The 26,823-nt window shown below is 69.1% G+C and carries 21 protein-coding genes, 1 tRNA gene and 5 pseudogenes; 13 read left to right on the top strand and 14 right to left on the bottom strand.

Annotated features, from left to right (window positions below):
* Nucleotides 1-1,029, bottom strand: a 1,029-nt coding sequence (locus BN4348_RS53045) for a PAS domain-containing protein (protein WP_066916589.1), incomplete at its 3' end; no start/stop codon positions are given.
* Between the two features lie 202 nt (nucleotides 1,030-1,231).
* Nucleotides 1,232-3,547: a DEAD/DEAH box helicase gene (locus BN4348_RS53040; RefSeq protein WP_066916587.1), complete on the bottom strand. Its 2,316-nt coding sequence runs from the start codon at nucleotides 3,545-3,547 to the stop codon at nucleotides 1,232-1,234.
* A gap of 259 nt (nucleotides 3,548-3,806) precedes the next feature.
* Between BN4348_RS53040 and cspA the strand changes: the two genes are divergently transcribed.
* The 3 genes from cspA (at nucleotide 3,807) to topA (ending at nucleotide 7,785) form a co-directional block, all read left to right on the top strand.
* On the top strand, nucleotides 3,807-4,010 hold the full coding sequence (gene cspA, locus BN4348_RS53035) for a cold shock protein CspA (protein WP_007166602.1): 204 nt from the start codon (nucleotides 3,807-3,809) through the stop codon (nucleotides 4,008-4,010).
* Nucleotides 4,011-4,165: 155 nt separating this feature from the next.
* Nucleotides 4,166-4,774 (top strand): hypothetical protein, encoded by a 609-nt coding sequence (locus tag BN4348_RS53030; RefSeq protein WP_066916585.1) that lies wholly within the window; start codon nucleotides 4,166-4,168, stop codon nucleotides 4,772-4,774.
* 197 nt (nucleotides 4,775-4,971) lie between these two features.
* Complete coding sequence (gene topA, locus BN4348_RS53025) at nucleotides 4,972-7,785, top strand: type I DNA topoisomerase (protein WP_066916583.1); 2,814 nt, start codon at nucleotides 4,972-4,974, stop codon at nucleotides 7,783-7,785.
* Here topA and BN4348_RS53020 read toward each other — a convergent pair.
* A pseudogene (locus BN4348_RS53020) lies at nucleotides 7,782-9,354 on the bottom strand (adenylate/guanylate cyclase domain-containing protein). The gene topA and the pseudogene BN4348_RS53020 overlap by 4 nt on opposite strands.
* A gap of 106 nt (nucleotides 9,355-9,460) precedes the next feature.
* Between BN4348_RS53020 and BN4348_RS53015 the strand changes: the two are divergent.
* Together BN4348_RS53015 and BN4348_RS53010 are read left to right on the top strand one after the other, a co-directional pair.
* Nucleotides 9,461-10,385 (top strand): annotated as a pseudogene (locus BN4348_RS53015) (DNA polymerase III subunit delta').
* A gap of 42 nt (nucleotides 10,386-10,427) precedes the next feature.
* Nucleotides 10,428-10,500 (top strand) — tRNA-Thr (locus BN4348_RS53010).
* A 69-nt stretch (nucleotides 10,501-10,569) separates the two neighbouring features.
* On the opposite strand, the gene BN4348_RS53005 is transcribed toward BN4348_RS53010, so the two are convergent.
* Complete coding sequence (locus tag BN4348_RS53005) at nucleotides 10,570-12,327, bottom strand: hypothetical protein (RefSeq protein WP_066916595.1); 1,758 nt, start codon at nucleotides 12,325-12,327, stop codon at nucleotides 10,570-10,572.
* A 25-nt stretch (nucleotides 12,328-12,352) separates the two neighbouring features.
* Here BN4348_RS53005 and BN4348_RS53000 point away from each other — a divergent pair, with 25 nt between their 5' ends.
* Nucleotides 12,353-13,297 (top strand): NAD-dependent epimerase/dehydratase family protein, encoded by a 945-nt coding sequence (locus tag BN4348_RS53000; RefSeq protein ID WP_066916581.1) that lies wholly within the window; start codon nucleotides 12,353-12,355, stop codon nucleotides 13,295-13,297.
* On the opposite strand, the gene BN4348_RS52995 is transcribed toward BN4348_RS53000, so the two are convergent.
* From BN4348_RS52995 to BN4348_RS52985, 3 genes are read right to left on the bottom strand one after another with little or no spacing between them, the layout of a single operon-like run.
* Complete coding sequence (locus tag BN4348_RS52995; RefSeq protein ID WP_066916579.1) at nucleotides 13,294-13,635, bottom strand: DUF2304 domain-containing protein; 342 nt, start codon at nucleotides 13,633-13,635, stop codon at nucleotides 13,294-13,296. The two genes, BN4348_RS53000 and BN4348_RS52995, sit on opposite strands and share 4 nt — an antisense overlap.
* Nucleotides 13,632-14,333: a glycosyltransferase family 2 protein gene (locus BN4348_RS52990; protein WP_066916577.1), complete on the bottom strand. Its 702-nt coding sequence runs from the start codon at nucleotides 14,331-14,333 to the stop codon at nucleotides 13,632-13,634. Before BN4348_RS52990 ends, BN4348_RS52995 begins: the two co-directional genes overlap by 4 nt.
* Nucleotides 14,334-14,357: 24 nt before the next feature.
* Nucleotides 14,358-15,671, bottom strand: a complete 1,314-nt coding sequence (locus BN4348_RS52985; RefSeq protein ID WP_096866208.1) for a hypothetical protein — start codon at nucleotides 15,669-15,671, stop codon at nucleotides 14,358-14,360.
* Nucleotides 15,672-15,725: 54 nt separating this feature from the next.
* Here BN4348_RS52985 and BN4348_RS52980 point away from each other — a divergent pair, with 54 nt between their 5' ends.
* Nucleotides 15,726-16,826, top strand: coding sequence for a DUF475 domain-containing protein (locus BN4348_RS52980; RefSeq protein WP_066916573.1), 1,101 nt, complete (start codon nucleotides 15,726-15,728; stop codon nucleotides 16,824-16,826).
* Here BN4348_RS52980 and BN4348_RS52975 read toward each other — a convergent pair.
* From BN4348_RS52975 to BN4348_RS52960, 4 genes and pseudogenes are all read right to left on the bottom strand, one after another.
* Nucleotides 16,811-17,503 carry a hypothetical protein gene (locus tag BN4348_RS52975; protein ID WP_066916572.1) on the bottom strand — a complete coding sequence of 231 codons (693 nt, stop codon included), beginning with the start codon at nucleotides 17,501-17,503 and terminating at the stop codon, nucleotides 16,811-16,813. The two genes, BN4348_RS52980 and BN4348_RS52975, sit on opposite strands and share 16 nt — an antisense overlap.
* Nucleotides 17,504-17,564: 61 nt before the next feature.
* Nucleotides 17,565-18,026, bottom strand: a pseudogene (locus tag BN4348_RS52970) (inorganic diphosphatase); the annotation flags it as partial.
* A gap of 4 nt (nucleotides 18,027-18,030) precedes the next feature.
* A pseudogene (locus tag BN4348_RS52965) lies at nucleotides 18,031-18,567 on the bottom strand (hypothetical protein); the annotation flags it as partial.
* A 61-nt stretch (nucleotides 18,568-18,628) separates the two neighbouring features.
* On the bottom strand, nucleotides 18,629-19,117 hold the full coding sequence (locus tag BN4348_RS52960; RefSeq protein ID WP_066916568.1) for an inorganic diphosphatase: 489 nt from the start codon (nucleotides 19,115-19,117) through the stop codon (nucleotides 18,629-18,631).
* Nucleotides 19,118-19,231: 114 nt separating this feature from the next.
* Here BN4348_RS52960 and dacB point away from each other — a divergent pair, with 114 nt between their 5' ends.
* The 4 genes from dacB to hpt are packed head-to-tail and all read left to right on the top strand — an operon-like array spanning nucleotide 19,232 to nucleotide 23,079.
* Entirely contained in the window at nucleotides 19,232-20,431 is a 1,200-nt protein-coding gene (gene dacB, locus BN4348_RS52955; protein WP_096866207.1) for a D-alanyl-D-alanine carboxypeptidase/D-alanyl-D-alanine endopeptidase, read from the top strand.
* On the top strand, nucleotides 20,428-21,486 hold the full coding sequence (locus tag BN4348_RS52950; protein WP_066916564.1) for a zinc-dependent metalloprotease: 1,059 nt from the start codon (nucleotides 20,428-20,430) through the stop codon (nucleotides 21,484-21,486). Before dacB ends, BN4348_RS52950 begins: the two co-directional genes overlap by 4 nt.
* Nucleotides 21,465-22,424 carry a tRNA lysidine(34) synthetase TilS gene (gene tilS, locus BN4348_RS52945; protein ID WP_066916562.1) on the top strand — a complete coding sequence of 320 codons (960 nt, stop codon included), beginning with the start codon at nucleotides 21,465-21,467 and terminating at the stop codon, nucleotides 22,422-22,424. The genes BN4348_RS52950 and tilS overlap by 22 nt, the downstream gene beginning before the upstream one ends.
* 43 nt (nucleotides 22,425-22,467) lie before the next feature.
* Nucleotides 22,468-23,079, top strand: a complete 612-nt coding sequence (gene hpt, locus BN4348_RS52940; protein WP_066916560.1) for a hypoxanthine phosphoribosyltransferase — start codon at nucleotides 22,468-22,470, stop codon at nucleotides 23,077-23,079.
* Between the two features lie 4 nt (nucleotides 23,080-23,083).
* On the opposite strand, the gene BN4348_RS52935 is transcribed toward hpt, so the two are convergent.
* Both BN4348_RS52935 and BN4348_RS52930 read right to left on the bottom strand, forming a co-directional pair.
* Nucleotides 23,084-24,073 (bottom strand): IS481 family transposase, encoded by a 990-nt coding sequence (locus BN4348_RS52935; protein WP_066916558.1) that lies wholly within the window; start codon nucleotides 24,071-24,073, stop codon nucleotides 23,084-23,086.
* Nucleotides 24,074-24,178: 105 nt separating this feature from the next.
* Nucleotides 24,179-24,913 carry an SIMPL domain-containing protein gene (locus BN4348_RS52930; protein ID WP_066916556.1) on the bottom strand — a complete coding sequence of 245 codons (735 nt, stop codon included), beginning with the start codon at nucleotides 24,911-24,913 and terminating at the stop codon, nucleotides 24,179-24,181.
* Between the two features lie 356 nt (nucleotides 24,914-25,269).
* Here BN4348_RS52930 and BN4348_RS52925 point away from each other — a divergent pair, with 356 nt between their 5' ends.
* Nucleotides 25,270-25,584 (top strand): hypothetical protein, encoded by a 315-nt coding sequence (locus BN4348_RS52925; RefSeq protein WP_066916554.1) that lies wholly within the window; start codon nucleotides 25,270-25,272, stop codon nucleotides 25,582-25,584.
* Between the two features lie 72 nt (nucleotides 25,585-25,656).
* On the opposite strand, the gene BN4348_RS52920 is transcribed toward BN4348_RS52925, so the two are convergent.
* Nucleotides 25,657-26,010, bottom strand: a complete 354-nt coding sequence (locus BN4348_RS52920; RefSeq protein WP_066916552.1) for a hypothetical protein — start codon at nucleotides 26,008-26,010, stop codon at nucleotides 25,657-25,659.
* A gap of 202 nt (nucleotides 26,011-26,212) precedes the next feature.
* Between BN4348_RS52920 and BN4348_RS52915 the strand changes: the two are divergent.
* Nucleotides 26,213-26,506, top strand: a pseudogene (locus BN4348_RS52915) (PE family protein); the annotation flags it as partial.
* Nucleotides 26,507-26,823 lie beyond the last annotated feature (317 nt).

Genomic DNA, 26,823 nt, shown 5'->3' with positions numbered 1-26,823 from the left:
GTCGTGTGAGCCTTTTGGCAAACCCGCGGCGGCGACTTCCTCGTCGGTCGGCAAGCGCAGCGAAACCAGTCCGGCGAAGGTGTCGGGCTCCAGTTCCACCTTGTTGACCGTGACGTGCACCGGAACCCAATCGCCGTCGTGGCCCCGCATGCGCAGTACCCGACTGGTCGGGCCGTCGACGAATTCCGTTGTCATAGAGGACTTTAGGTGTTCGTCGTCGGGGTGCACCTTCGGCCTGTCCGTCTCGTTGCCGCGCCAGTCGTAGAAGGTGCAGGGATCGTCGAGCCATTTCAGCAGCGACCAGCTGTCGAGGTCGACGAGCGCCCGGTGGACACCTGCCTGCGCCAGTCCGTTCAGGATGCGTTGCGCCAGATCGTCGGTGGACACCACCGGGCCCTTGAGTACCGACCGCCAGTTCATCGCCCGGGCGATCAGGTGGTCGCGGCCGTCCGGCCCTGGCTCCAAGGTGGTGCGCGCGACGAAACCGATCCGGATGGGTTTGCCCTGCCAGTCGGTGACATCCCATGTGCTGCAGATTGTTTGGTCGGGCTTGGCCCTGACCGCCATGGCAAGCACCTTGGTTTCGTTCGGATTGAGCTCGCGCGACGGCAGGTCTTCCGCGAACGCCCTGCCCAAGGTCACTTCGACGTCGGGATTCTTGCCGCTGTTGGCCAGCGATTCCCTGGTATCGGTGGCCACCCCGAGGGTCAGGTCCCACTTCAGCGGCCCGGGGATGGGCCGTTGGGACGGCTCGGCGTCGGCCGGTCCGGTCCAGACGTGGACGCCGTGAACGCGGCCGTCGGACATCACCACCGGCTCGGTGCGGATGACGCGGTCGCGTTTGGTGGTGATGCTGGTCAGGGTCTGGCCGGTCTGGACGGACTCGGCGATCGCGGTCCGGACGGCCGCGAGGTGGGGACTGCGGCGCAGGAACGTGGTGATCGGGACGAGGTTTTTGAGTTGTCGTCCCTGCGCCACTACGGCGGGCTCGCCCCCTAGCGTCTCCACGAGCAACCAGTCGTGGGCCATGCGGCCGATTTTACGGCTGCCGCCGGGTGCGATGGGCCCCGGGTGTCGTTGGTTGTGAAGTGTCATTTCCCCACGTCTTCGCGGTGTGTGGTGGTATGTTGGCATTTCTCAGCAATGAGGAAATGCGTGTTATACCGGCGTCTGTCGAGCGCTGGTGTGTTGGGGGTCGGCCGTTGAGGGGTCGGTCGCCATCCCGGGGTGGTCAGCGCGTGCCGCCACCCAGTTGGGATAGCACCAGCCGCAGCACCCTTACCGCCCCCGCCTTGTCCAGCGGGTCGTTGCCGTTGCCACATTTGGGCGACTGCACGCACGACGGGCAACCGTTCGGGCATTCGCACGCCTCGATCGCCGCGGCCGTCGCGCCGAGCCAGGTGCAGGCCTGCCGGAAGCCCCGTTCGGCGAAACCCGCCCCGCCCGGATGACCGTCGTAGACGAAGACGGTGGGCAGCCCCTCGGGACCGATCGCGGTGGACAGCCCGCCGATGTCGCCGCGGTCGCAGCTGGCCACCAGGGGCAGCAACCCGATGGCGGCGTGCTCGGCGGCGTGCAACGAGCCGGGAACGCGCGGTGCCTCGATACCGTTGTGCAGCAAGGCATCCGGGTCGATGGTGTACATGGCGGCGGTGGTGGGCAGCACGTGCTCGGGCATGTCCAGCTGGATGAAGTCGATGACCTCCCCGGACAGCCGGCGCCGCAGGTAGCCCACTACCCGGTGAGTGACCCGAACCGGCACCAAGCCCAAATTGACGGAGCCGAACTCGCGGCGTTCACCGGCCCCGGTCACGACGATGTCGGTGAGCTCGCGCGCGAACGTCGCGTAGCCGGGATCCTCGGCGTGGACGAACGCGATCTGGCCCTCGGTGTCCAGGGAATCGACGACGTAGGTCTCGCCCTGATGCAAATAGACCGCTCCGGGGTGAACCGAGGCCGGGGCCTGATCCACCCCGGCGCTGCCCAGCAGCCGCCCGGTGTCCGCCTCGATGATGACGATCTGGCCGCCGGATGAGCCCCGGATGTCCACCGCGCCGTGCGGTTGGATGCCGGCCGCCGGGAAGTACTTGTCATTGCGCCGCCGCAGTAGCCCGTCATCGATCAGGCCCTGGGCCACGTCGGTGGCGCCGAAGCTGCGGACCTCGGCCTCGTCGAGCGGCATCTCGGTCGCCGCACACAGCAGCTGCGGACCGAGGATGTAGGGGTTGGCGGGATCGATCACAACGCGCTCGACCGGCTTACCCAGCAGCGCGTCGGGATGGTGCACCAGGTAGGTGTCCAGCGGGTCGTCGCGCGCGATCAGCACGACCAGCGCCCCCTGGCCGCGCCGGCCCGACCGGCCGGCCTGCTGCCAGAACGAGGCGACCGTTCCCGGGAAACCGGCGAGCACCACCGCATCCAGGCCGGCGATGTCCACGCCGAGCTCCAGCGCGTTGGTGGTCGCCAGGCCGCGCAGCCGACCCTCGGCCAGGGCGCGCTCCAGCGCGCTGCGGTCCTCGGCGAGGTAGCCGGCCCGGTACGACGCGACCTTGGAGGACAGCTCCGGGGCAATGTCGTCGAGCCGCGCCCGCGTTCCCAGCGCGGTCAATTCCGCCGCGCGCCGCGACCGGACGAACGTCAGCGTTTGCGCCCCCTCGGCGACCAGGTCGGCCATCACGTGCGCCGCCTCGGCGCCGGCGGAGCGTCGCACCGGCGCTCCGTTCTCGCCGGTCAGGTCGGCCCGCAACGCGGGCTCCCACAACGCCACGGTCCGCGCCCCCTGCGGCGAGCCGTCTTCGGTGACCTCCTGCACCGGACGGCCGATGAGTTCGGCCGCCGTCGCACCCGGCGAATCGGTGGTCGCGCTGGCGAAAACGACTGTGGGCGCCGAGGAATAGCGCTCGCACAGCCTCAACAGCCGACGCAGCACCATCGCCACGTTGGACCCGAAAACGCCACGGTAGTAATGGCATTCGTCGACGATGACGAATCGAAGCCCCCGCAACAGGACGGCCCAGCGGGCGTGGTTGCGCAAGATCGAGAGGTGGATCATGTCGGGGTTGGAGAACAACCATCGGGAGTGCTCGCGGGCGAAGCGGCGCACCTCGGCCGGGCTGTCTCCGTCGTAGGCGGTGGGCGCGACGTCATGCAGCCGCGGGACGGCCGCGGTCAGCGCGTGCGCGGCGCGCAACTGGTCGTGGCCGAGCGCCTTGGTCGGCGACAGGTACAACCCCCGGGCGCGCGGGTCCGTCGCGAGCGCGTTGAGGACGGGAAGCTGATAGGCCAGTGACTTGCCCGACGCGGTGCCGGTGCTGATCGCCACGTGACGGCCGGCGTGGGCCAGCTCCGCGGCCGCGGCCTGATGTGACCACGGGTCACTGATGCCGCGTTCGGCGAACGCGCGCACCACGTCGGGCTCGGCCCACTCGGGCCAGCTGTGCGGCCGGCCGCTGCGCGCGGGCAACTCGGCGACGTGGCGCAGCGGACGCTCGTCCGGCGCGGTACCGGCGAGCGCGACGGCGAGCAGGTCGGCGCCGAAACTGGCCACCTCACGCCCTCCAAGGATCGAGCCGAGAATCAGTCCTGGACACAAGTCTGTCGCCGACGCCATGAACATGGTTGACTATTTGCGGTCGCAGCTTCTGTGTTCGTGTCAAACTTTCGCAGGAACAACGTTGCGGCCGCGGTTCCTGCGAGGTTATCGGTCGGGTGAAGTTCCGGCGACTCAGCGAGGTATGGCGGTCGCAGCTGGCCCGGGGCACCGAAAGGCGGTGCCCCGCACCCATAAGAAAAGGAAAGATCGAGAGATGCCACAGGGAACTGTGAAGTGGTTCAACGCGGAGAAGGGCTTCGGGTTCATTGCGCCCGAAGACGGTTCCGCAGATGTTTTTGTCCACTACACGGAGATCCAGGGTTCGGGCTTCCGCACCCTCGAAGAAAACCAGAAGGTCGAGTTTGAGATCGGCCACAGCCCTAAGGGCCCCCAGGCCACCGGAGTCCGCTCCGTCTGAGACGAGCAGATTCTCCACGAGAGCCCCCCGCGCGACCCGCCTAGCGGTCCCGCCGGGGGGTTTTCATTCTGTCTGGAGTCTGCCCGGAGGCTGCCCAGCCCGCCGCGCCGAATACGTGAAGACGCGGGCGGACGACCTGGCCTACTGTCGGTGGCGTGAGCCAGCTTTCCTTCTTCACAGCGGAGTCGGTGCCGCCCGCGGTCGCCGATCTCTCCGGGGTGCTGGCGGCCTCAGGGCAGATCGTGCTGGTCGGCGCCCCGTCTGAAAGTCGCCCGCAGGGCGCTCGGCTTGCCCGGCTTTCGGTGGTCGTCGACCACATGTGGCGGGCCTCGGCGCTGGCCGAGATGATCCGCGATGCGGGTCTGGTGCCGGAGATCGGCCGCACCGACGAGGACACCCCCTTGGTGCGGACGGAGATGACCCCTTCCTTGGTGACGCTCGCCGCCGAATGGACCCGGGGCGCGGTCAAGACGGTGCCCCCGCGATGGCTGCCCGGGCCGCGGGAGCTGCGGGCGTGGACGCTGGCCGCCGGCACCCCGGAGGGCGACCACTACCTACTGGGTCTCGACCCGCACGCACCCGATACCCATTCCCCGCTCGCGTCGGCGTTGATGCGGGTCGGAATTGCGCCCACGCTGATCGGCACCCGCGGCGGGCGCCCGGCGCTGCGGATCAGCGGCCGTCGCAGGCTATCGCGCCTGGTAGAGAACGTGGGGGAACCCCCGGACGGCGACGAGGCGTTGTCGCTGTGGCCCCGCGTCTAGCCGGGCTCGAGCGCCGACAATTTCGGCGGCCGGTTTGCGCAGGCCCGCCCGAGGGTGCGAAATTGTCAGATGCCCTGGAGGGCGAAGGAACGCTGGCGTATCTGATTTCACCGGAATTTCGGACGCTGGCCTGTCATTCTTCCTGCAGGGCCGCCTCGCAAGGGGGGGCCGGGATAAGAGATGGAGCGTAAGCGCAGTTGGCTGACCCGAAGCTAAAAGACCGCGTCAGCGGCGGAAATGGCAGCCGTCGGCGGCTCGTGATTGTCGAGTCGCCGACCAAGGCGCGCAAGCTGGCCGGCTACCTGGGCTCCAGCTACATCGTCGAGTCCTCGCGCGGCCACATCCGTGATCTGCCCCGCGCCGCGGCCGACGTGCCCGCGAAGTTCAAGTCCGAGCCGTGGGCCAGGCTGGGGGTCAACGTCGACGCCGATTTCGAGCCGCTCTACATCATCAGCCCGGAGAAGAAGCACACCGTCAGCGAACTCAAGGGCCTGCTGAAGGACGTCGACGAGCTCTATCTGGCCACGGATGGTGACCGCGAGGGCGAAGCCATCGCCTGGCACCTGCTGGAAACCCTCAAGCCCAGCATCCCGGTGAAGCGGATGGTGTTCCACGAGATCACCGAACCGGCGATCCTGGAGGCCGCCGAAAATCCCCGCGACCTCGACATCGACCTGGTCGACGCCCAGGAGACGCGCCGCATCCTGGACCGGCTGTACGGCTACGAGGTCAGCCCGGTGCTGTGGAAGAAGGTCGCGCCCAGGCTGTCGGCCGGCCGGGTCCAGTCGGTGGCGACCCGCATCATCGTGCAGCGCGAGCGCGACCGCATGGCCTTCCGCAGCGCCTCGTACTGGGACATCGTCGCTCAACTGGACGCCAGCGTGTCCGACCCGCAGGCACAGCCGCCCACCTTCACCGCGCGGCTGACCAACGTCGACGGCCTGCGCGTGGCCACCGGCCGCGATTTCGACTCGCTGGGTCAGCTGCGCAAGGCCGACGAAGTGGTGATCCTGGACGAGGCCGGCGCGACCCAGCTGGCGGCGGGATTGCGCGGCGCCCAGCTGTCGGTGGCATCGGTCGAGGAGAAGCCCTACACCCGGCGCCCGTACGCGCCGTTCATGACGTCGACGCTGCAGCAGGAGGCCGGGCGCAAGTTGCGGTTCTCCTCCGAGCGCACGATGAGCATCGCGCAGCGCCTCTACGAGAACGGCTACATCACTTATATGCGTACCGACTCCACCACGCTGTCGGAGTCGGCGATCAACGCGGCGCGCACCCAGGCGCGCCAGCTCTACGGCGCGGAGTACGTCTCGCCCTCGCCGCGTCAGTACACCCGCAAGGTGAAGAACGCCCAGGAGGCGCACGAGGCGATCCGGCCGGCCGGTGAGACGTTCGCCACCCCGGACGCGGTGCGCCGCGAGCTCGACGGCGACGAATTCCGGCTGTACGAACTGATTTGGCAGCGCACGGTCGCCTCCCAGATGGCCGACGCGCGCGGTACCACGCTGAGCCTGCGGATCGCCGGCACGGCGGGCGGACCGGCCGGAGATACGCCGGTGGTGTTCTCCGCGACCGGGCGCACCATCACGTTCGCCGGCTTCCTCAAGGCCTACGTGGAAACGGTGGACGAGCTGGCCGGCGGTGAGGCCGACGACGCCGAGCGGCGGCTGCCCCACCTGCGCGAGGGGCAGCGGCTGGAGGCCCTCGAGCTCACCCCGGACGGCCACGCCACCAACCCGCCGGCGCGCTACACCGAGGCCTCGCTGGTCAAGGCGCTCGAGGAGCTGGGCATCGGCCGCCCGTCGACGTACTCGTCGATCATCAAGACCATCCAGGACCGCGGCTACGTGTACAAGAAGGGCAGCGCGCTGGTGCCCTCGTGGGTCGCGTTCGCCGTCACCGGGCTGCTGGAACAGCATTTCGGCCGCCTCGTCGATTACGGCTTCACCGCGGCGATGGAAGACGAGCTCGACGCGATCGCATCGGGCACCGAGCGACGCACCAACTGGCTCAACAACTTCTACTTCGGCGGCGACCACGGCGTGCCCGACTCGGTGGCCCGCTCGGGTGGTCTGAAGAAGCTCGTCGGCGTCAACCTCGAAGGCATCGACGCGCGAGAAGTGAACTCCATCAGGGTGTTTGACGACGCGCAGGGTCGGCCCGTCTATGTCCGGGTGGGCAAGAACGGGCCCTACCTGGAACGCATCGTGACCAACGACGAGGGCGAGCCGACGCCGCAGCGGGCCAACCTCAACGACTCGCTGACCCCCGACGAGCTGACCCTTGAGGTGGCCGAAGAGCTCTTCGCGACACCGCAAGAGGGCCGCCTCTTGGGCGTCGATCCGCAGACCGGGCACGAGATCGTCGCCAAGGACGGCCGGTACGGGCCGTACGTGACCGAGGTCTTGCCCCCGCAGCCCGACTCGAACGACGGTCCCGACAGCACAGCGCCGGCGAAGAAGGGGAAGAAGCCCACCGGGCCCAAGCCCCGGACCGGTTCCCTGTTGCGCAGCATGGACCTGCAGACCGTGACGCTCGAGGACGCGCTCAAGCTGCTGTCGCTGCCCCGCGTCGTCGGCACCGACCCCGAATCCGGTGAGGAGATCACCGCGCAGAATGGCCGCTATGGCCCATACCTGAAGCGGGGCAACGACTCTCGTTCTCTGTCCACCGAGGATCAGATCTTTGACATCACCCTCGAGGAGGCGCTGAAGATCTACGCCGAGCCCAAACGACGTGGCAGGCAGAGCGCCGCAGCGCCGCCACTGCGCGAGTTGGGCGCCGATCCGGCGTCGGGCAAGCCGATGGTGATCAAGGACGGCCGATTCGGGCCGTACGTCACCGACGGCGAGACCAACGCCAGCCTGCGCAAGGGCGACGACGTGATGTCGATTACCGACGAGCGCGCCGCCGAGCTGCTGGCCGACCGGCGAGCCCGGGGCCCCGCCAAGCGGCCCGCGAAGAAATCGGCCCGCAGGGCACCGGCGAAGAAGGCGACCAAGCGCGCCTAGCCGCTGATCTCGCTCGAAACCTGTTCGCTGGCAACGTCTTCGGGGGTGGCCAGTTTCACCGGACGGGCCAGCTGGGTCGGTGCCGCGCGCCCGCGCAGATAGACGACCTCGCCGACGTCCCAGCACAGCGCCTCGGCGTCCAGCGCGCCGCTGACCGCGATCGCCGAGGCGAGCACGTGCCCGGGCTCGAGCTTGGCCAGCTCGGTGAGCCGGGCGGCCTCGTTGACCGGGTCACCGATGACCGTGTACTCGAAGCGGGCCTGCGCGCCGATGTGGCCGGCGATGGCCCGGCCGGCAGAGACCCCGATGCCGAACTCGGCCGACCCGATCACGGGAAGGATTTCGTCGTGCAGCTCGCGGGCGGCCGCCAGCGCGCCCCCCGAAGCGTCGGGGTGCTCGATCGGCGCACCGAAGATGGCCAGCGCCGCGTCGCCCTGGAACTTGTTGACGAACCCGCCGTGCTTGCCGACGGTGTCAACCACGACGCGGAAGAACTCGTTGAGCAGGTGAACCACCTCGGCGGGCGGCCGCGTCGCGGCCAGCTGGGTGGAGCCGACCAGGTCCACGAACAGCACCGCGCACTCCCCCCCCTGCCCNCCGCTCGGATAGGTCGCGGACCATGTCGTTGAAGCCCGCCTGCAGCAGGCCCAGTTCGCTGGCGTCGTAGATCTGCATGTGTGCGTTGTAGTTCCCGCGCTGCACCTCGGACAGCGCCCAGCGCAGCTGCCGCAGCGGGTCGGCGATGGACATCGCCACCAGCAGCGTGCTGACCAGCCCGACGCCCAGCGCCGCCAGCGCCAGCAGCAGGATCGGGTTGAACAACTTCTCGGGCGTGGCGTGCAGCAGCGAGGTCTTGTCGGCCACCACGGCCAGCACGATCGCCAGCAGCGGCACGGCGGTGGACAGCATCCAGCTCAGCATCTGGCGCAGGATGACGCCGGGCGCCTTGACGTTCTCCGGCACGCCGCTGCGCAGGGCCGCGACCGCCACCGGTCGCAGCACCCGCTCGGACTGCAGGTAACCAATGATCGCCGTCGCGGCGGCGCCCAGCGCGACGGCGACCGCCACGACGGGCGCGGTGTACTTGGCGACCGACCAGCTGGCGACGATGAACACCACTCCGCCGATGCACCAGGCCACCCCGCTGGTCATGGTCCGGTAGTAGGGCATGCGCAGCGCGCGGCTGCGGGCCAGCTCGGTGCCGGCCGGATCGGTTTCGGCGAGCAGATTGTCGCGGCGCTGCCAGCGGAACACCGGCAACATCAGCCGCAGGTTGAACACGATCCCGGCCAGGAACAGGCTGATCACGACGCTGATGAAGACGGCCAGGTTGACCGGCGGCAGATCTTGCAGCTGGATGCGGTCCTGGGGCGGCAGCGCGTAGCGCAGGAAGCCCAGCACGAAAAGGCCGCCGATGATGTCGGCCTGCAGCATGCTCAGCGCGAACAGTGGCCACGGCGTGCGCACCACCCACCGGACGAACCCGCCGATTCGCCCGGGCAGTGCTGCCTCGGTTGCCACCAATCCACCGTATCGGGCAGGGCGGACTTGGCGGAAAACAATAAGTATCTCGGCAAGCCGCCTGCACCTGCCGAAACGGGCGCCAGGTCACGGAATCGTCGCGATACGGTGGCCGATCGGTATCTGTCTGCCCGTGTCACTACTGTTGCCGGTGATGTCCGGAGTGTTTACGCGGCTGGTAGGCCAGGAGGCCGTCGTGGCCGGGCTGCTCGCCGCCGCCCGGGCGGCCCGCGGTGATCCGGCTCACAGCGATGCGGGCGACGGGACTATGACACATGCGTGGCTGATCACCGGTCCGCCCGGCTCCGGCCGCTCGGTTGCGGCGCTGTGCTTCGCGGCCGCGCTGCAATGCACCTCCGACGGGGAGCCGGGGTGCGGGAGCTGCCGGGCGTGCACGACGACCATGGCCGGCACCCACGCCGACGTGCGCCGGGTGATCCCGGAAGGCTTGTCCATCGGCGTGGACGAGATGCGCGGCATCGTGCAGATCGCGTCGCGCCGCCCGACCACCGGGCGCCGGCAGATCGTGGTGATCGAGGACGCCGACCGGTTGACCGAGGGTGCGGCGAACGCGCTGCTGAAGGTCGTCGAGGAACCGCCGCCGTCGACGGTGTTCCTGTTGTGCGCGCCGTCGGTGGACCCCGAGGACATCGCGGTCACGCTGCGATCCCGGTGCCGGCACGTCGCGCTGGTCACCCCGCCGACCGAGGCGATCGCCCAAGTCCTCATCGACAGCGACGACCTGGACGCCGACACGGCGAACTGGGCGGCGTCGGTCAGCGGCGGGCACGTCGGGCGGGCGCGCCGGNGCGTCGCGCGATGCGCTGGACCGCGCGCTGATCGACCTGGCCACCTACTTCCGCGATGCGCTGGTGGTCTCGGCGCACGCCGGCGGCGTCCAGGCGAATCATCCCGACATGGCCGATCGGGTGGCGGCGCTGGCCGACCACGCCTCACCCGAGCGGCTGCTGCGCTGCATCGAGGCGGTGCTGCACTGTCGCGAGGCGCTCGCGATCAACGTCAAACCCAAGTTCGCCGTCGACGCGATGGTCGCGGCCATCGGCCAGGAACTTGGGTGACCCGGCCCGGCTGCCGTAGACTCGTGCCGCCCGGCAGGGCACGCCACCTTAGCTCAGTCGGTAGAGCGGCTCACTCGTAATGAGCAGGTCAGGAGTTCGATTCTCCTAGGTGGCTCACCGCTTCCCACGCGCCGAACGTGGCCGTAGCGTCGCGCTCGGCGAGGACCTCGCTGTGCTTCAACGGTCAGGCCGGCACCACGAACCCGACCGGTCCCGACGCCAGGCACAACGCCAGCGCGGTCGTGTTGGCCCGGACGGTGATCGCGTCCCCGGCGCCGGGCAGGCGCACGAAGACCCGGTTCAGACCCGGATGCACCAGCACCTTCACGTCGGGACCCTCCGCCAGCGCCAGCGTCATCGAACCATCGCTGTTGGCAAGGTAATTGAGCTCGACGGTCCAATCGGCGGGCAGCAGCGGGCCGTCGAGAACCAGCCGCGCCGGCTTGTCCGGCTGGGCGAAATAGCCGCAGTGCGGCATGGGCCCCGGCACGATGGTGCGGATCCAGGTCACCCGCGCGTTGATCAACCGGCCCGAGCTGTCGATCATCCGCAATTGTGGCGTCGCCGAGTCGAATTCGGGCCTGTCTCGCAGCAGCGCGAACATGTGGCTGGCCAGATTCTGCGGCGCGGCCACCCGCTGCAGGACCAGCGGGTCGACCTCCTGATCCAGCAGCGGTGCAGCCGAGGCCGCGTGCGCGGCGGCCAGACCGGCGCGCGCGTTCTGCAGGTACGGCTGGGCGGGGTTGTCCCGCCAGCTGGTCAGGAAGGTCGCCGTCGAGTACAGGCTGCTGGCCACGAACGCCACCGCCAAACCGGCCGTCGCCAGCGTGCGTGTCGCCGACGCGTTCAGCCACCGCGCCGTGCCCGGCCGGTTTGGGGCGCGCAACGCGACGGCCGCCAGCAGCGCCAGCACGACGACCAGATCCGGCAGGTAGCGCAGCGTCTGCGCCAGCTCCAGCGCCGTCTGCTTCGACGAGCGCATCAGATAGATCGGCACCTGACACGCGATGGCGTAGCCGGCCGCGGTCAGCCACACCGGCCCGATGCGGCGCTTGCGCGACAGCGACAGGGCCACCGCCCCGATCAGCACCAGCCAGCCGAGCGCCATCACCGAGGGCGGGGGTGTGGCCCACGGCGAGGCCGGCGCCCACCGGTCCCAGTGCCACGGCCCGCCGGCCAGCCCCGGCACGATGCCGTGGGTAACCGATCGCCACAGCAGATCCCCCGCCATCGCCACGTCGGTGCTCCAGCGCCGCTGGTTGACGACGGCCAGGTACAGCGCGACCCAGGCGGCGGTCAGCGCCAACGACGCGATCCACAACGGCCGGCCGGCCCGCCACACCGTGCGCAGCGCGGACCGGTCACCGGACACGTGGCCCAGCAGGGCGGCCACGGCGAACGCGACGAACGGTATGACGGCGGCCTTCTCGAAGAACAGCAGCCCGCCGAGGTAAACAAGCGCCCCGGTCAGGGCGTAGCGCCGGTTTCCGGTGCGCACCAGCAAGACCGCATCGCCGCACACCCACGCCAGCGCCGCCAGCATGGGCAGCGAATTCAGCGCCGCCGCCCACCACGCGAAGCCCGGCACCCCCAGCGGTGTGAACAGCGCGAACGTCAACGGCATCAGCAGCACCCACCGCCAGCCGAGGATGACGTACAGCGCGCGCAGCAGGGCCAGCGAGGCCACCAGCTGCAGCACCACCAGGCTGACCGCCGGCAGCGTCCAGTTCAGCGGTGCCAGCCGGGTGATGACGCCGGCGACCAGGAACGCCGCCGGCATCACGTGCCCGTCGTGGTCGTCGAACAGGTACGACGGCGACAGCACGCCCTCGGTGCCGGCCTTCCCGACGAGAATCAGGTCGTCCCAGTAGAAGTAGCCCCGGAAAGCCAGCACCGCGCGGACCCCCAGCTGCGCGACGATGAGTGCGGCGGCTGCCGCCATCACCCCCCGCTTGTATGGTGGGCCGGTGCGCGCACTGGTCACCGGGGCAGCCGGATTCATCGGCTCGACGCTAGTCGACCGTCTGCTGGCCGACGGTCACGCGGTGGTGGGGCTGGACAATTTCGCGACCGGTCGCGCGACCAACCTCGAACACCTGGCCGACAACCCGGCGCACGTCTTCGTCGAGGCCGACATCGTCACCGCCGACTTGCCCGCCATCCTGGACCAGCACCGCCCGGAGGTGGTGTTCCACCTCGCGGCGCAGATCGACGTGCGGCACTCGGTGGCGGACCCCCAGTTCGACGCGTCGGTCAACGTCATCGGCACCATCCGCCTGGCCGACGCGGCCCGCCAGACGGGGGTGCGCAAGATCGTGCACACCTCGTCGGGGGGATCCATCTACGGCACGCCGCCGGTGTACCCGACCCCCGAGACGGTGCCCACCGACCCGGCGTCGCCGTACGCCGCGGGCAAGGTGGCCGGCGAGGTCTACCTGAACACCTTCCGCCACCTGTACGGCCTCGACTGCTCGCACATCGCGCCCGCCAACGTGTACGGCCCCCGGCAGGACCCGCACGGCGAGGCGGGCGTGGTGGCGATCTTCGCCCAGGCGCTGCTGTCGGGCAAGCCCACCAAGGTGTTCGGCGACGGCGGGAAAACCCGCGACTACGTGTACGTCGACGACGTGGTGGACGCGTTCGTCAAGGCCGCCGGGGAGGCGGGCGGCGGCCAGCGTTTCAACGTCGGCACCGGGATCGAAACCTCGGACCGCCAACTGCATTCGGCGGTGGCCGCGGCCGTCGGGGGGCCCGACGACCCGGAGTTTCATCCGGATCGCCTCGGCGACCTGAGGCGGTCCTGCCTCGACATCGGCTTGGCGGCAAAGGTTTTGGGCTGGCGCCCGCAGATTCAACTCGACGAGGGCGTGCGCCGCACGGTCGAATACTTCCGCAAGGCCCATACGGCCTAGCGCGGTTCGGGCTCCTGCGCGCCCTCCAGCGCGACCGCCCGGGCCAGTCGCGCGTAGCGCAACTCCAGGTCCTTGAAGCGCATATAGGTGCTCAACGTGGTGAAGCTGAACGCCATGATCAGCGCGTAGAGCATCAGGTCGGTGCCGCGGCGCACGCCGAACCAGTGCGCCACCACCGTCGTGTCGTCGGGCCGCAGCACGGCGTAGATGCCGGCCAGCACAAACAGGACGTACCCGACCTTCACCCACGCCTTGGACCGTGAGCTGCGCCGGGACCGCAGCAGGTACACCAGCAGCGCGACGATCGCCCCGATCAGCAGCACCTGGATCCAGTTCATCTCGAAGTCCTCCCTCGCAGCAACCCGTCGAAAATGATGTTGACGCCGTTGAGCAGGGGCTGCCCCTTGGACTTCGAGTAGTCGGTGTACAGCACCTCGACGGGTTGTTCCACTACGCGCCAATGGTTTTCGGCGATCAACGAGACGAACTCATTGGCGTGGCTCATGCCGCTCATGGTGATGTCGAGCCCGTCGGCGACCTTCTTGTTGAACACGCGCAGCCCATTGTTGGTGTCGGTCAAGCCAAGTCGGCGACCGCGACGGCTGAGCCGCGCCGCGGTCCGCAGCACGATCCGCTTGAAAAACGGCGGCCGGCTGCCCTCGTGCGCGCCGAATCGGGTGCCGATGACCACGTCGACGTCGCCCGCGCCGAGCCGGTCGATCATCGCGGCCAGGTCCTTGACGCGGTGCTGGCCGTCGGCGTCGAAGGTGGCGAACACCTGCGCCCCGGGCTGCTTGCGCGCGTACTCGACACCGGTCTGGATCGCCGCGCCCTGGCCGAGGTTGACGGGATGGCGCACCAAATGGGCCCCGGCCCGCCGGGCGATCTCACCGGTGCCGTCGGTGCTCCCGTCGTCCACGCAGACGACGTGATCGAAGACCGAGCGGACGTCGGCGATCACCTCGCCGATGACCGCGGCTTCGTTGAAGGCGGGGATGACGATCCAGACGCCGGAGTAGTGGGATTCAGTAGCCATCTAAGCCCATAAGGTTAGCCAGGATCAGCCGGTTGAGCGCCCTGCTCGCGCCAGCGCCGCCAGGTGGACGCCGATTCCCACCAGTGGGCCGCACAACAGGCCGACCACGGTGCGCGTCTGCAGCGGCAGCGGCAACAACAGCAGCAGCCCCGACGCCACCGTCGCGCCGACCCACCCCAGCGCATAGGCCCGATGCAGCGCGGCCGCGACGGTGCCGGCGCCGGTCAGCGTCAGCATGGCGATCGCCACGGCGGCCGCCGTCAGCCAGGCCAGCAGCGCGCTGCTGGCCTGGTATTGGGGCCCGAAGAAGACGCGCAGCAACCAGGGGCCGACCACGCCCGCCGCCAGCACGCCGGTCGCGCCGATGCCACCGATGATCGCGGCCGGGCGTCCCAGCGCCCGGAGCCGGTCGCTGCGCTCGTCGACGAAGTGGGCGATGAGGTTGCCCTGCATGGCGGTCAGCGGCACCAGCAGCGGCGCGCGGGTCAACGTCACCGCGAGGATGATCACGCCACCCTCCGCCCCCAAGTCGGTGCTGGTCAGCTTCAGCAGGACCGGAAACCCCATCACCAGGATCGCGCTGGCACCGGCCGCGGTGATCGAGTGGGCTGCCCCGCGCAGGAAGGTCGCGGTATCGCCTGGCGTCAGCAGCCTGGCCGCCGCACGCGCCGTCGGCGAGACGGCCAGCGTGATCAGCCACGCCGTCGCGCCCGCCACGGTGGCCCACAGGAACCCGGCCAGACCCCAGCCGATCGCGAACGTCGCCGCGGCCACCGTCACCCGGATGACTGCGTCGGTCACCATCAGCGCCCCGTATGAGGTCCAGTGATTGGTGCCGGCCAGCATGCCGAGCAGGGTGGCGTGCAGGCAGAACCCGGCCAGCCCGACGCTGAGCAGCGCCACCGACAGCCAGCGCGCCTCGACGAACACCCGTGCGCTCCACAACGGCGAGCTGCCGGCGATCACGACGGCCGCGGCCACGCCGACCATCGCGGCGACGCGCAGCGGATGGGTGCGCCCGACCGGGGCCGCCCCGATGTCCCCGAGGTAGCTCGCCGAGCGGACCTCCCGGGTGGTCTCCTGCAGCAGCCCGTTGGCGGCGCCGGTCACCAGGCCGAACGCCCCCCAAAACACCCCGAAGATCGAGAAGCCGCGCGGCGCCAGGTCGCGGGCGGCCAGATAGATCACCGCGTACCCGCACAGCGCGGTCAACGCGGTGGCGGTGCCGACCCGGGCCACGCTGCCACGCGCGACCGGCCCCCTCGAGGCCCCGACTTCGGTCACCGGGGCAGCGCCTGTATCCCCACAATTTGAAAATAGTAGGTGCCCGGCACCGATCGACCGCGCCGGCGAGGGGGTTCGCTATCGTGGGCGGCTGTCGGGGAAGGATCCATGGCCGCGTTCCGCATCTTCGGGATTTCGCTGTTAATCACCGTTGCGGCGCTCGCCGCCGGGTACGCCCACGGTGGCCCGAATGCCCTCTTTGTGCTGCTGGTGCTCGCCGTTCTCGAGGTGTCGCTGTCGTTCGACAACGCGATCATCAACGCGGCGATCCTGCAGCGAATGAGCCCGTTCTGGCGGCAGATGTTCTTGACGATCGGGATCCTGATCGCCGTGTTCGGCATGCGGTTGGTTTTCCCTTTGCTCATCGTGTGGGCGACCGCGGGCCTGGAACCGGTGCGCGCGTTCGAGTTGGCGCTCAACCCGCCGCCGCACGGCGCGCACCAATTCCCGGACGGGTCACCCAGCTACGAAAAGCTGATCGCCGCCGCCCATCCCCAGATCGCGGCCTTTGGCGGAATCTTTCTCTTGATGCTGTTCTTGGATTTCGTCTTCCACGACCGGGATATCAAGTGGCTCAAGTGGATTGAGATCCCGTTCGCGCGCATCGGGCGCCTGGGTCAGGTGTCGGTGGTGGTGGCCGCGGTCGCGCTGGTACTGGCGGGGACGCAGCTGACGCACTCCAGCGACGAACGCGCGACGGTCTTGATCGCCGGGCTGCTGGGCCTGATCACCTACCTCGTCGTCAACGGTTTGAGCCGGGCGTTTCGGCCCTCCGACGTCAAGGCGGTGACGGCCGGCAAGACCGGCGGCGCGGCGGTCGGCAAGGCCGGGTTGACGCTGTTCCTCTATCTCGAGGTGCTCGACGCCGCCTTCTCCTTCGACGGGGTCACCGGCGCGTTCGCGATCACCTCGGACCCGATCCTCATCGCGCTGGGCCTGGGATTGGTGGGCTCGATGTTCGTCCGGTCGATCACCATTTATCTCGTCCAACAGGACGCGTTGGACCGCTACGTGTACCTGGAACACGGCGCGCACTGGGCGATCGGTGTGCTGGCCGCCATCATGTTGTTCTCGATCGAGCCGCACTTTGCGGTGCCCGAGGCGGTCACCGCTTCGGTGGGCGTGGTCTTCATCGCGGCGGCGTTGGGCTGGAGTGTGTTGCGCAACCGGCGCAACGCCGCGGCCACCGCCGCTCAGGCCTCGAGCTGACCGGCGATGCGCCGCTCGATGGCGGCGCGGGCCGGCGCCGGCAGCACGATGAGCCCGTCGAGTTCCTTGCGTGCCCGCAGATAGGCGTTCTGTCGCTCGTCGCGCGTGGCCGCCTCGTCTTGCGCCAGGTGCAGCAGGTTCTGCGCGCGCGCCAGCCGTTGCTGGTCGTCCTCCGAGAAGTCGCTGCGGCGACGGCGGACCGCCTCGGCCTCGGCGATCTCGAACGCGCTGATGTACTCGTGGACGGCGTCGCGATATTCCCGTTGTGCGGTCGGGTCGCCGGCGAGGTCCTCGGCGCGCTCCGGGCGCAGCAGGTCGGCCCGCCGCTTCGCCTTGTGAAACGCGATGGTCAGCGGATCGCGCATGTCCGTCATCATCGGGAAGTCCAGCAATTTGGCGATGTCGAGTTCGTAATCGAACCACCGCGCGTCGGTACGGTCATGCGCCGCAACGAGTTTGGCGAGCTCCCGGCGTGAGCCCTCCTCGTTGTTCCGCGCCCGCGCGGCCGCCTCGGCCGCTGCGATCTTGGCCTGCTGCTTTAACCGGTAGCGCTCGAGGCGCCTTTCGGCGCGGCGCTCGTTGGCCGCCGCGACCGCCCTGACACCCGCGCCGATCGAGCCGCCCAGCGGGAAGATCAGCCACCAGAAACTGGCGGCGAAATGCAGCACCGGGGTCACATCGCCAGGATGCCACCGCGCCGCGGCGCGCGGTTACGCCGAAAGCGTTAGTGCCCGGTCGTCAGTGCCCGTGGGCCTTGAACCGCTCCACCGAACGCTGCACCTCCGCTTCGGCTTCGGCGCGGTCGACCCAATCGGCCGCCTTGACGAACTTGCCCGGCTCCAGCGCCTTGTACTGCGAGAAGAAGTGCTTGATCACGTCCAGTTCGAATTCCGGCACGTCGCCGATGTCCTGGATGTGGTCCCAGCGATGGTCGCCGGCCGGCACGCACAGCACCTTGTCGTCGCCGCCCGCCTCGTCGACCATCCGGAACATGCCCACCGGCCGCGCCTCCACGATCACGCCGGGAAACACCGACTGCGGCAGCAGCACCAGCGCGTCCAGCGGGTCGCCGTCCTCACCCAGGGTGTCCTCGATGAAGCCGTAGTCAGTGGGATAGGCCATCGACGTGTAGAGGTAGCGGTCCAGGCGCACCCGGCCGGTCTCATGATCGACCTCGTACTTGTTGCGTTGGCCTTTCGGANTTCTGCGCGCGCGCCAGCCGTTGCTGGTCGTCCTCCGAGAAGTCGCTGCGGCGACGGCGGACCGCCTCGGCCTCGGCGATCTCGAACGCGCTGATGTACTCGTGGACGGCGTCGCGATATTCCCGTTGTGCGGTCGGGTCGCCGGCGAGGTCCTCGGCGCGCTCCGGGCGCAGCAGGTCGGCCCGCCGCTTCGCCTTGTGAAACGCGATGGTCAGCGGATCGCGCATGTCCGTCATCATCGGGAAGTCCAGCAATTTGGCGATGTCGAGTTCGTAATCGAACCACCGCGCGTCGGTACGGTCATGCGCCGCAACGAGTTTGGCGAGCTCCCGGCGTGAGCCCTCCTCGTTGTTCCGCGCCCGCGCGGCCGCCTCGGCCGCTGCGATCTTGGCCTGCTGCTTTAACCGGTAGCGCTCGAGGCGCCTTTCGGCGCGGCGCTCGTTGGCCGCCGCGACCGCCCTGACACCCGCGCCGATCGAGCCGCCCAGCGGGAAGATCAGCCACCAGAAACTGGCGGCGAAATGCAGCACCGGGGTCACATCGCCAGGATGCCACCGCGCCGCGGCGCGCGGTTACGCCGAAAGCGTTAGTGCCCGGTCGTCAGTGCCCGTGGGCCTTGAACCGCTCCACCGAACGCTGCACCTCCGCTTCGGCTTCGGCGCGGTCGACCCAATCGGCCGCCTTGACGAACTTGCCCGGCTCCAGCGCCTTGTACTGCGAGAAGAAGTGCTTGATCACGTCCAGTTCGAATTCCGGCACGTCGCCGATGTCCTGGATGTGGTCCCAGCGATGGTCGCCGGCCGGCACGCACAGCACCTTGTCGTCGCCGCCCGCCTCGTCGACCATCCGGAACATGCCCACCGGCCGCGCCTCCACGATCACGCCGGGAAACACCGACTGCGGCAGCAGCACCAGCGCGTCCAGCGGGTCGCCGTCCTCACCCAGGGTGTCCTCGATGAAGCCGTAGTCAGTGGGATAGGCCATCGACGTGTAGAGGTAGCGGTCCAGGCGCACCCGGCCGGTCTCATGATCGACCTCGTACTTGTTGCGTTGGCCTTTCGGAATCTCGATGGTCACGTCGAATTGCACCGCGCCGGCTCCTTCACGAGGGGTGGGTCTTGGTAGGTCAGTACATCGCGCATCACCCTAGTCGAGCGTCCTGCGGCCGATTCGGCAGAATGGGTCCAAACAGTCAGGAGAGTGATGGGTCCTACTCGCTGGCGGAAATCCACCCAGGTGTTCATCGGGTTGGCCGTGCTGGCGTTCGTCGCCGCGGTCGTGGCGGCGGCGACGTTTTTCACCACGGGCGGGCACGGCGCCGGCGCCGCGCACGTCCCGGTGCCGCCTCCNGTGCCGGCGTCGACCAACAAGGTCCTGACCGCCGCCGCGGCGCTGCTGACGCTGGATCGTCAGGCCCGGATCAGCACCCGGGTGGTCGCCGGCAGCCCGAATCCCCAGGGGCCGGTCGTGCTGGTGGGTGCCGGGGATCCGGCGCTGTCGGCGGCGCCGCCGGGTGCGGACACCTGGTATCGGGGTTCGGCGCGCATCGGCGACCTGGTCGAGCAGGTCCGGCGCAGCGGCATGACCCCGACCGCGGTGCAGGTGGACACCTCGGCGTTCAGCGGACCGACGATGGCGCAGGGCTGGGACCCGGCCGACGTCGACAACGGCGACATCGCGCCGATCGAGTCGGTGATGATCGACGCGGGCCGCATTCAGCCGACCACGGTCAACTCGCGTCGGTCCAGGACGCCGGCGCTGGACGCCGGTCGGGAGCTGGCCAAGGGCCTCGGGCTGGATCCGGGCGCGGTGACGATCGGCACGGCGCCATCGGGGGCGCGGCAGCTGGCCGTGGTGCAGTCGGCGCCGTTGATCCAGCGGCTGTCCGAGATGATGGACCACTCCGACAACGTCCTGGCCGAGTGCATCGCCCGGGAGGTGGCGGCCGCGATCAACCGGCCGCAGAGCTTCGCCGGGGCGGTCGACGCGGTGACCAACCGGTTGAGCACCGCGCACGTCGAGACCGCGGGCGCCAGGCTGGTGGATTCCAGCGGGCTTTCCGTCGAAGACCGGTTGACGGCCAAGACGCTGGACGGCGTGGTGCAGGCGGCCGCCGGGCCCGACCAGCCGGCGCTGCGGGCGTTGCTGGACCTGCTACCGATCGCCGGCGGCAGCGGGACGCTGGGCGACCGGTTCCTCGACGCGGCCACCGATCGAGGTCCCGCGGGGTGGCTGCGCGCCAAGACCGGCTCGCTGACCGCCGTCAACTCGTTGGTTGGGGTGCTTACCGATCGCAGCGGGCGGGTGCTCACGTTCGCGTTCCTGTCCAACGATGCGGGTCCGAACGGCCGCAACGCGATGGACGCGCTGGCCACCAAGCTCTGGTTCTGCGGGTGCGCATGACGCCCTCGTCCAGCCTGACCCTCGGTACCGCCGTCGACTGGCGATTCGCGGCGACGGTCGGCCAGCGGCTGGCCCGCCCCGGCCCGGCCTCCAGCGACTACACCCGCCGGCAGGCGATCGAGGAGCTGACGAGCGCGGCGGCCAAAGCCGAACCGCCGGTCCGCGAAGTCACGGGCCTGGCCACCAACGGTGCGGTCCCGGCCGCCCGCATCGTGGACCGCACGCAGTGGATCGGCGCGGCGGCGGAGTCGATGCGGGTGATGACCAACGGCAGCGAGACGCCGCGGGGGTTCCTCACGGGCCGCATCACCGGCGCGCAGACGGGCGCCGTGCTGGCGTTCGTGTCATCGGGGATCCTCGGCCAGTACGACCCGTTCGCCAGGGGCCGTGAGACCGCAAAAGAGGGAAGTCTGCTGCTGGTGTATCCGAACGTCATCGCCGTCGAGCGCCAGCTTCGGGTCGAGCCCTCCGACTTCCGGTTGTGGGTGTGCCTGCACGAGGTGACCCACCGGGTCCAGTTCACCGCCAATCCGTGGCTATCCGATTACATGTCCGGGGCGTTGGGGCTGCTGACGCAGGACGTGGGGGAGGACATCGGCCAGGTGGCGGCCCGTCTCGCCGACTTCGTGCGCAACCGCGGCGCCGTCGAATCCGACGGCGGCGCGTCCGGGATCATCGGGCTGGTGCGCGCCGTGCAGTCCGAGCCGCAACGCAAGGCCCTGGATCAGCTGCTGGTGCTCGGCACCCTGCTCGAGGGCCACGCCGACCACGTCATGGACGCCGTCGGGCCGGTCGTCGTGCCGTCGGTGGCCACCATCCGCCGGCGATTCGACGAGCGTCGCCACCGCAAGCAACCCCCGCTGCAGCGCGTGCTCCGCGCGCTGCTCGGGCTCGACGCCAAGCTCAGCCAATACACGCGCGGGAAGGCGTTCGTCGACCACGTGGTGGGCAAGGTGGGAATGCAGCGGTTCAACACCGTCTGGTCGGGCCCCGATACGCTGCCGCTGCCCGCCGAGATCGAAAACCCCCAGCGATGGATCGACAGGGTGCTGTAGGGCAGCTGCGCACGGCTGTCGACGCGTTCGCCCACACCTATCTCGCCACCGAGGAGCCGTGGTGCGTGGCGCTGTCCGGCGGCCCGGACTCGCTGGCGCTCACCGCCGTCGCGGCCCCGCTTCGGCCCACCACCGCCCTGATCGTCGATCACGGCCTGCAGGCCGGTTCGGCCGCCGTCGCCGAGACCGCGCGCCGGCAGGCGATCGCCCTGGGATGCGTTGACGCGCAAGTGCTTTGCGTTCAGGTGGGCAAGGACGGCGGCCCGGAGGCGGCGGCTCGCTCCGCCCGCTACGCCGCCTTGCGCGCGTCCTCCGCCGGCCCGGTGCTGTTGGCCCACACGCTCGACGATCAGGCGGAGACGGTGCTGCTGGGGCTGGGGCGCGGCTCCGGGGTGCGCTCGATCGCCGGGATGCGCCCGCACGACCCTCCGTGGTGTCGGCCGTTGTTGGGGGTGCGGCGTTCGGCGACGCACGCCGCCTGCGCGGAACTGGGGCTGACCGCCTGGCAGGACCCGCACAACAGCGACCGCCGCTTCACCCGAACCCGGCTGCGCTTGGAGGTGCTACCGCTGCTGGAGGACGTGCTCGGCGGCGGCGTGGCCGCGGCGTTGGCGCGCACCGCGACGGCGTTGCGTGAAGACAGCGAGCTGATCGACACGCTCGCGGCGCAAGCGCTGCCCGGGGTGCGGGCGGGCTCGGGGCTGCAGCCCGGGGCCCTCGGTGGATTGCCCGGGCCCGTGCGCCGGCGGGTGATCCGCGGCTGGCTGCTGGCCGGGGGCGCGACCGGCTTGACCGACAAACAAATCCGCGGGGTGGACGCGCTGATCACCGACTGGCGCGGACAAGGTGGGGTGGCGGTGGGCTCGTCGCTGCGGGGCGAGCGATTGATCGCGGGGCGGCGCGACGGCGTACTCACGCTGTGGCGACAGCCTGTGTAAGTCGGGCCCGCCGTTGGTTATTCGGCCGCTGGCGTGGCACGCTGTGGTCGTGGCCCAGACGTCGCCGCCGATCGTCCCCGCGCAGCCCGCAGAGCTGTATCCCGGGGATATCAAGTCGGTGCTGCTCACCGCGGAGCAGATTCAGGCGCGCATCGCCGAACTCGGCGAGGAAATCGGCAACCACTATCGCGAGCCTGCGGGCGAATCGGGCCAGGATTTGCTGCTGGTCACCGTGCTCAAGGGCGCGGTGATCTTCGTCACCGACCTGGCCCGTGCGATACCGGTGCCGACCCAGTTCGAATTCATGGCCGTCAGCTCCTACGGGTCCTCGACGTCGTCGTCCGGCGTGGTGCGGATCCTCAAGGACCTGGACCGCGACATCAACGACCGGGATGTGCTCATCGTCGAGGACGTCGTCGACTCGGGGCTGACCTTGTCGTGGTTGCTGCGCAACCTCAAGAGCCGGCGGCCTCGCTCGCTGCGGGTGTGCACGTTGCTTCGCAAGCCCGACGCGGTGCGCGCCAAGGTCGAGATCGCTTATGTGGGCTTTGACATTCCGAACGACTTCGTCGTGGGCTACGGCCTCGATTACGACGAGCGCTACCGCGACCTGTCCTACATCGGGACCCTGGATCCTCGGGTATACGAGGAGTAGCGGGCTAGTTGTTCTGACCTGAGAGGTTAGGTACGCGAGAGGCGGGTGGTTGGCCGCCGAGTGCGGTGTGGCCGCGGTGGTAATTGTAGGTGTGCAGCCAGGTGAGGAACTCGTCGCAGCGCTCGGCGTCGCTGCGGTAGAGCCCGGCATAGGCCCATTCGTCGGCCAGGGTGCGATGAAACCTCTCCACTTTGCCGTTGGTCTGGGGCCGGTACGGTCGAGTGCGGCGGTGTTCGATGTCGCCGAGCGTGTCGCTGAAGGTGTGGGAGCGGTAACAGGACCCGTTGTCGGTCAACACTTTCCGCACGGTGATGCCACACTCGTTGAACCACGCGTTGGCTCGAACCCAAAACGCGGCGGCGGTCTCTTTGCGTTCATCGGCGAGCAACTCGGAGTAGGCCAATCGTGAGTGCCCGTCCAGGGCGGTGTGCAGGAAATGGTGCCCATGTAACGGATTACCGTGCTTGCTTCGTCGCCTCGAACTCTTGTCGGCCTGTGTGTTGCGGTTACCTGCGGTGCGGCCGAGCATCCGCCAGCCGCCGCCGGCGGGAATCTTGCCGAGTTTCTTGACATCGACATGAACCAGATCGCCGGGCTGGACCGACTCGATGCGCCGGATCACCCGTCCAGTCGGACGGTCCAGCCAGCGTAGTTTGGCCAGACCGTAGCGGGTCAGCACGCGATGGACCGTGGAGGGATGTATTCCCAGCAGATACCCGATCCGCGCTGGTCCCCACCGGCGAATGACACGAACCTTGATAATCCGCCGCTCGGTGCGCGTGGGCGTTCGATTGGGGCTGTGGTGCGGTCGTGAGCTGCGATCGGCCATCCCGGCCTCTTTGAGCTCGCGGTAACGGCTGGCCCAGCGGACTGTTGTAGTGACCGAAACCTGAAAGCGTTCAGCAGCTCGGCGCAGCGGCCAACCGTCGTCGACGACACAACGAGCCAGTCGCAGACGGCCGGTTTCGGACAAGGGGGCATTACGGTGGGACACGAAGACCTCCGAAGTGAGTGCGTTTCCTAAGCAGCTCGCACTTCACTCGGAGGTCTTCTTGATGTCACCACGCCACGCCGTACCTAACGTCCGTGGTCAGTACAGCTAGTCCAGCTCCCACACGGCGGTCACCGAGAAGCTCACCGTCTGCTGACCCGGCTCCAGTGGCACCGCGGCGAAGCTGCGCGGCGGGGCCGGCGGCCCGCCGGGCATGGGCGCGTTGCCGGAGGCCTCGGAAATCGAGAGCACCCTGCCCAGGCGCAGGCCGGATAACTGGGCGTACTGGTCGGCACGGGCCTTGGCATCGTTGAACGCCCGCGCGCGGGCGTCCTTGACCAGCTGCGAGTCATCGGCGATGGAGTAGCTGACCGAGCTGATCCGGGTGGCGTCGCCGCCGGTGCCGACGATGAGTGCCAGCATTCGGGACGCGGCATCGGCCGGATGGATCTTCACCTGGATCGCGTTGGTGGCGCGGTAGCCGGTGATCGTCGCGGCGCCGGTGCCGTACTGGGGTTCCAGGGTGACCGTGGTGGTGCTGATGTCTTTGCGGTCCAGTCCCGCCCCGACCAGGGCGTTGATCACCGCTTGCTGGCGATCGTTCGTCTGGTTCATCGCGGTGGTGACGTCGGGCGCGGTGAACTCGATGCCGGCGTTGGCGGTCAGGGTGTCGGGGACGCCTTGGACTTGTCCCGAGCCGACGACGGTCACTTGGCGGGGGTTCGCGCCCGGTGGCGTCGCGTTGTGCTTGTCGCACGACGACAGGGCGGCGACGGTCAAGCCGGCCGCGGTCAAGGCAATCAACGTGCGGGCCAACCTCGGGGCGTTCGATGCGATCGGCATGTGTGGACACTAGCGCCAGTGGCCCCGAGGGATCTGTGATTCGCGCGAACGCGGGCCGGCCCGCAAAGCCTAGGCCGAATTGCGGAAACCGCAGCAAAGCTCGTGTCGCGTCTCTAATTATCTTGTTTACAACATCTTTCAATTCGCAGCCGCCCATCGGAGGACGAGGATGGAAGTGCTTGTCCGCAACGGCTTGGCGCCCAATAGATTTGGGAATTGCGCCTCTTCTGAGGCGGGAAAAATTGACGCTCAAGAAGATTCGTATCGACGGGTTGGCGGTTTAATCCGCACGCGCCCGGGTACAACTTCATATGTCCCCCAAGCAATTACACACACGCCAGTACTCTCCCGCCGCTGTGCGCGCGCAGCGAAGCAAGGCCACCGGCCGGCACACCCTCATGCTCGTATCGGCCACGGCGACGATCGGCGCGGCCGTTTGGTGTGGATCCGGCGTCGCCCACGCCGCCCCCAACTACGAGCAGCAGGCGTGCGCGCTGATGGACGATCACGGCACCGCGATACACCTGGGTTATTCGTCGTATCCCAGCGAGTACGCGTTCTCGGTGCTTTCCAAGGAGATGCCACCGCTGGACGCGGCGCACGTCCTGCGGGCCGCCACTCGGGACGTGTGCCCCGGACACGCGCGCGACATGCCGCAAGACTGGCAATAGCCCGAAGATCTCGACGCACACTCGGCGGGCGAGGCCGACCCGCCGCGCCCGCCGGTCTACCCCGACGCTGACCTAATCGCGCGGCGGGTCCGCCGCCGGATTGGGGATCTGCAGCACCCGTTGCCGGGTGGTCATCCGGAACGGGTCAAGGGATTGCGACTCGCCCAGGGCCTCGCGCACGTCGTCGAGCGTGATGAGCCCTAGTTCGACTTGCAGCCACGTGGCGCTGAGACCGAATGCATGAGCCGCGCGCCTGGCCTCCTCGGCGTCCGGGAAGTCATCGGCGTTGGCGCGCCCCACCCCCCCATACCACCGACCCTTGGTGACGCCGCAGGCATCGCGCAATTGCTCGACGGTGATGTCACGGTTCAGCGTGGCTTCGAGCAGGCGCTTGAGGCCCCAGCCTGCGGGGTTGGTTCTCGGCATGCCTCCGAGAGTAACCGGATGCCAAAACGTGGTCAAAAGGTCGCGGCCTGCGAACTAACAGATTAATTGAAGAAATATCAGTCTAAATCTAGACAAAGATTCATAATTCATGACACAGTGTCCGCACTGAGTACGAACAAACCCGCAACTACACCTCTGCCGGACCCCGGCACGGCGGTTTTTCATCAGGAGGAACACCCACATGTCCTTTGTCGTCACAGCGCCGGACCTGCTGTCAGCGGCGGCCGGCCGGCTGCAGGTGATCGGTTCGACCATCAGCGCGGCCAACGCGACGGCCGCGTTTCCGATCACCGGCGTGATCCCGGCGGCGGCCGACGAGGTCTCGGCGGCGACGGCGGCGGCCTTTTCCGGTTACGGCCAGGTCTACCAGGCAATCAGCGCTGAGGCCGCGCTCATCCACGAGGAGTTCGTCAGGGCCTTGGGGCTCGGTGCCCACTCCTATGCGGCCACCGAGGTAGCGAACGCGACGCAGGCGGCGGGCGGCCAAGTGCCGGCCGTGCCCGCCCGCATGGCCCCGACGGCNGGGCATCCACCTCCCGGCGATCGCCGCGACCGAGGCGCAGTACGGCGAGATGTGGGCCCAGGACGCCGCCGCGATGTACGCCTATGCAGCATCAGCGGCAACGGCGTCCGCGCTGGCCCCGATGGTGACGGCGCCGCCCACCACCAACCCGGCCGGGTCGGCCGCCGCCGCCATCGCGAACCTGCAGAGCGCCGCACAAGGCTTGGGCAATCAAGCGGTCCTGGGTCCGTCAACGATCCCGTCCGCGCTCAACTCGTCCGCGTCGACGC

The sequence above is a fragment of the Mycobacterium interjectum genome (assembly GCF_900078675.2).
GTDB lineage: Bacteria > Actinomycetota > Actinomycetes > Mycobacteriales > Mycobacteriaceae > Mycobacterium > Mycobacterium interjectum.
This window is presented reverse-complemented; position numbering and strand designations above follow the sequence as displayed.